Below are 5,062 nucleotides of genomic sequence, written 5' to 3' on the forward strand. Positions count from 1 at the left end.
CGATCTCCTTGAGCCGCGTCATCTCGTCGGGGCCGAAGGTCAGCGGGCGATTGGCGCCCATCTTCACGCCGGTCCAGCCGTTGTCGTTGTGCGAGGCGGTCACCATCGCGACAGCAGGCACGTCGAGATCGAATTGCGCGAAATAGGCCATCGGCGTCACCGCAAGCCCGATGTCATGGACCTTGCAGCCCGCAGCCATCAGGCCGGAAATCAGCGCATATTTGATCGAGGCAGAATAGCCGCGGAAATCATGGCCGGTGACGATCTCTCGAGGGACACCGAGTTCGGCGATCAGCGCGCCCAGCCCCATGCCGAGCGCCTGGACCCCCATCAGGTTGATTTCCTTCTGGAACAGCCAGCGCGCGTCGTATTCGCGAAAGCCGGTGGGCTTCACCATCGGCTCGGATTCGAAGGCGTAGGTGTTGGGCAACAACACGGATTTCGGCTTGGGAAACATTGAGACGGTCTCGTTGACGGCGGAAGGAATAAACCGCAGGCGTAGCGAATGCGCAGGCCGAGCGGAAGGCGGGATTGGCAGCTTATGGCTGGCAATTGCGGCGGTTTGGTAACGGAGAAACCTTACTCACTCTGCTCGGAGCGCGCAAAAGTTCGGCAAGGTTCTCGGCCACGATCGACGCTCTCTAGGGCGGATGCGCAGTTCATGCCCACAACTCGCGACATGGTTTTCGTCCGCACCGCGCTTATCCACTCCCGGATTACTCCGTCTCGCCCGGTGAACATTCCACAATCGCAATGGCGCAAGACGCGGTCTGCCTGATCAAATTCGAGCGTTAACTCCACCCTGTCTCGCGCTCTCCCCACAACGTGACGCGTAGGTGACAAAGGATGCGCACGGCCTCGATTCTGGCTGCGATTGCGGCTGGCTTGATCGCGTCGATCTGCCAAATGACGGACGCTCAACCGGCAAACGAAAGGTTGGCGAACCTGCTGATCAGTCCCGCGCCGACGACCCTGCACCTCAGGTTTGGCGATCCGACGCTTCCGCCGATGACACACACGATCTTCTGTCTGCGGTACCCGGACGAATGCCGCCCCCGCCTGCAGTTTCGTGGCGGCCCGGTTCACTTGACCGAGGCACGATGGAAAGAATTGAATGAGGTCAATGAGACCGTGAACAACGCCATCATCCCGGAATCGAACGAGCTGGGCCTGGCAGCGGAAGTCTGGCTCATCGATCCCGAGCGCGGCGACTGCAACGACTACGCCGTCAGCAAGCGCCACAGGCTTTTGAGCCGAGGCTGGCCGCAGCGGGCGCTTCTGCTCGGCGAGGTCGTGACCTCCCGAGACAAGCATCACTTGGTTCTGGTCGTTCGCACGGAGCGCGGAGACCTGGTGCTGGATAGTTTGAGTCCGCAGATCGTATCCTGGACGCGTGCACCCTACCGGTGGTTTCGAATGCAATCGCCGAGCAACCCGCGATATTGGAATATCGTCGCTCCGCGCACCGTGTAGGGCTCCGTGTCGGGCCGGTGGACCGAGGCGCTTACCTACTGTTCCAGCACCATCTGGCCGTTGGCGTATTCGAAACGCCTCAGCTTGGACAGGAAGGAGAGACCGAGCAAATTCTCCGACAGCGCCTCGTCCGGCAGCACCATGGCGTCGACGTCGCGAACGATGAGGCCGCCGACGTCGAGCATGGCGATGCGGGTGCGCGCGGCCTTGATGGTGCCGTTGGCCGTGGTGACGTTCGCGTTGTAATCGCCGCGCGACGGGCGCAGGCCGAAGCGAGCAGCCGAGGTCTCGTTCAGCGCCACCACGGAAGCGCCGGTGTCGATCATGAAGCCGATGCGCTGACCGTCGATGCGGCCTTCGGTCTGGAAATGACCGCGGCCGTCACGGGGAATGTTGAGGCTGCGGCCGCCGGCCGGAGCCGTCGCGAGCGCGATTGTGGTGCGCGGCACTGAGGTGGCGGACGCGGAGCTCATCTTGTCCGCCAGCTGCGCCATGAATGTACCGAGGCCGATCATCACGACCGCGAAGATCACAATGTTACGCATCACACCACTTCTGAGCCGGAAAGCCCGATTTCACCACGCGGCAGGCTCGTCCGCGAGCGAAGCCGGGGCCGGGCCGGTGCTATTTTGACGAAAAGGATGAGCGTACGGTTAATGCGCGGCGGTGCTTGTCAGGTGCCGCGCGGCTTCGCCCGCCGGGTGGGCAGCGCGTTCGCAGGATCGTCCGGCCAGGGATGGCGCGGATAGCGCCCGCGCAGGTCGGAGCGCACGGCGGCGTAGCTGCCGCGCCAGAAGCCGGGCAGGTCGCGCGTCACCTGGACCGGGCGCTGTGCCGGCGACAGCAGCTCCAGAACCAGCGGCACCTTGCCGCCCGCGATCGACGGATGGGTGTTGAGGCCGAACAGTTCCTGGAGCCGCACGGCGATGGTCGGCCCCTGCTCGGCCTCATAGTCGATCGCGAGCATCGTTCCGGTCGGTGCCTCGAAATGGGTAGGCGCCTCGCGTTCGAGCCGCGCGCGCAGCTCCCAGGGCAACAGCGCCATCAGTGCCTCGGAAAGGTCGCCGGCGGAGACGTCCTTCAGCGCCGTCTTGTCATGGAGCGCAGGGACCAGCCAGTCATCGCGCCTCGCAATCAGGGCTTGGTCGGACAGATCTGGCCAGCTCCCGCCTTCGGCCTTGCGCAGGAACATCACGCGGTCGCGCCATTGGATGGCGGCTTTCGACCAGGGCAACCGGTCGAGGCCGGCGGCGATCAGGCCGTCGGCGAGGATGCGCGCCGTCGCCTCGGACGGCGTCAGCATGAGGGGCGCCTCAGACAAGGTGATGGCGTGGAGCGCGCGTTTGCGGCGGCCACGCAGCGCCATCGCGCCGCGATCAAAGGAAACCTCGTCCGAGGTTTCGATGTGCTCGGCGAAATGACCTTCGATGTCGCCCTCGCTGATCGGCGCGGCAAGGAGAATGCGCCCGCTTGCCGCCGCGCCCGTCATCTCGGCCACCGCAACATAGGGCGCACGCGCAAGCGAAGACGTCTGCTCGACGACCGCGCCGCGGCCGTTGGCCAGCACGAAGCTGCCGTTGCCGCGATTGCGGGCAACACGGTCGGGGAAGGCGTAGGCGAGCATGATGCCCGTCCGCAATTCGCCCTGCCCCGGCATCACTTTCTCGAATGACGCGACTTGCGAGGCCCAGCGCCGTGCGAGGTCGCGGGCGCTGGTCGCACGGGGTGAGCGGTCGCGGCGGAATTGATCGAGACGCTGATCGAGATCGACGCTGTCGCCGCCGAGCCCGCGCTCGGTGAGGATGGCGGCGATTTCGGCCGCGGCCTCCCCGCCGCCGGCGCGATGCGAATCCACGATCATGCGCGCGAGCCGCGGCGGCAGCGCCAGCGCGCGCAGGCTCTTGCCTTCCGCCGTGATCCGACCGTCGGCATCGAGCGCGTTGAGCTCGGCAAGCAGGCTCTTTGCCTCTTTTAGCGCGGGCTGAGGCGGCGGATCGAGAAATGACAACGCGGCCGGATCGCTCACGCCCCATTGCGCAAGATCGAGCACGAACGACGACAGGTCGGCGCTGAGAATTTCAGGCTGGGTGTAGGGCGCTAGTGAGGCTGTCTGCGGCTCGTCCCAGAGCCGGTAGCACACGCCGGGCTCGGTGCGGCCGGCGCGGCCGCGGCGCTGGTCGACGGCCGCACGGGCAGCACGCACGGTCTCGAGCCGGGTCAGACCGATATCGGGCTCATAGCGCGGCACGCGCGCGAGACCGGAATCGACCACGATGCGGACGCCCTCGATTGTGAGCGAGGTCTCTGCAATCGAGGTCGCCAGCACGACCTTGCGCATGCCTTTCGGTGCGGGCGAGATGGCGCGATCCTGCACGGCGGCATCGAGCGCACCGAACAGCGGCACGATCTCGATGGAGGCATCCTGCACGCGCTCGCCGAGGAAATTCTGGGTCCGGCGGATCTCGGCGGCGCCCGGCAGGAAGGCCAGCACCGAGCCGCCGTCGGCACGCAGCGCCGAGGCAATCGCATCGGCCATCTGCCGCTCGATCGGCACATCGGCCTTGCGGCCGAGATAACGGGTCTCGACTGGAAAGGCGCGCCCCCCACTCTCGACGACGGGCGCCTCGCCAAGCAGCTTTGCGACGCGCGCGCCGTCCAATGTTGCCGACATCACGAGGATGCGGAGATCTTCGCGCAAGCCGAGTTGCGCATCGCGCGCCAGCGCCAGGCCCATGTCGGCGTCGAGTGAACGTTCGTGGAATTCGTCGAACAGGATGGCGGCGACGCCCGAGAGCTCGGGATCGTCGAGAATCTGGCGGGTGAAAATGCCTTCGGTCACGACCTCGATGCGTGTGGCGCGCGAGATCTTCGAGCCGAAGCGGACGCGGTAGCCCACGGTTTCGCCGGCGCGCTCGCCCAGCGACTTGGCCATCCGGTCGGCGCTGGCGCGCGCGGCGATGCGCCGCGGCTCCAGCACGATGATCTTCTTGCCAACAGTCCAGGGCGCATCGAGCAGCGCCAGCGGCACGCGCGTGGTCTTGCCGGCGCCGGGGGGAGCCACCAGCACGGCCGCGTTGTGCGCCTCCAGCGCGCGGGCGAGGTCGCCGAGCACGGCATCGATCGGGAGCGGCGTGTCGAAATTGCGGGGCAAGATTCTATCCGTTCGTCATGCCCGGCCAAAAGCGCGAAGCGCGTCTTCGCACAAGTCGAGCATCCACCTCGTCTGACCCGCCTAGAAAACAGACGTGGATGGCCGGGACAAGCCCACGGCTGTCCGGTTGAGCGCTTAGCATAGACTGAGGCTCATCTGTCTGTGATCTTGAAGGACTGGCTCGGGCGCGTCCAGATTTTGGATCGATCTGCGGTGCATGAGATTGGTGCGGACGAGCCTGGCGAAGACGAGCGGGCTCTGAACGGCTTTTTGGGCGGCCTGGGCCAGGCGCAGCAGCAGAAAGGCGATCAGGGCGACGGAGATCTGGATTCGCACGGCATTCTCGGAGGTGCCCACGAAGCGGGTGATCTTGAGGGTCTGCTTGACCCAGCGAAAGAACAACTCGATGGCCCATCGCCGGCGATAGAGCCCGGCAAT

At 65.7% G+C, this 5,062-nt stretch carries 4 protein-coding genes and 1 pseudogene; 1 reads left to right on the plus strand and 4 read right to left on the minus strand.

The features are described 5' to 3' along the window. Nucleotides 1-457: pseudogene (locus BM222_RS39570) on the minus strand (phosphomannomutase/phosphoglucomutase); the annotation flags it as partial. A 389-nt stretch (nt 458-846) separates the two neighbouring features. Here BM222_RS39570 and BM222_RS39575 point away from each other — a divergent pair. Next, nucleotides 847-1,473, plus strand: a complete 627-nt coding sequence (locus BM222_RS39575) for a transglutaminase-like cysteine peptidase (RefSeq protein ID WP_244547439.1) — start codon at nt 847-849, stop codon at nt 1,471-1,473. 35 nt (nt 1,474-1,508) lie between these two features. Here the strand turns inward: BM222_RS39575 and BM222_RS39580 are convergent, their stop codons facing one another. From BM222_RS39580 to BM222_RS39590, 3 genes are all read right to left on the minus strand, one after another. Further along, nucleotides 1,509-2,018 (minus strand): TIGR02281 family clan AA aspartic protease, encoded by a 510-nt coding sequence (locus BM222_RS39580; protein ID WP_177243757.1) that lies wholly within the window; start codon nt 2,016-2,018, stop codon nt 1,509-1,511. A 128-nt stretch (nt 2,019-2,146) separates the two neighbouring features. Next, the gene (gene hrpB, locus BM222_RS39585) at nt 2,147-4,624 is read right to left on the minus strand and encodes an ATP-dependent helicase HrpB (RefSeq protein ID WP_177243758.1); all 2,478 of its coding nucleotides are present in this window, start codon (nt 4,622-4,624) and stop codon (nt 2,147-2,149) included. A gap of 135 nt (nt 4,625-4,759) precedes the next feature. After that, nucleotides 4,760-5,062 (minus strand): transposase (locus BM222_RS39590; RefSeq protein ID WP_502690884.1); only part of this gene is annotated, 303 nt, incomplete at its 5' end.

It is taken from the genome of Bradyrhizobium sp. Gha (assembly GCF_900113735.1).
Lineage (GTDB): Bacteria > Pseudomonadota > Alphaproteobacteria > Rhizobiales > Xanthobacteraceae > Bradyrhizobium.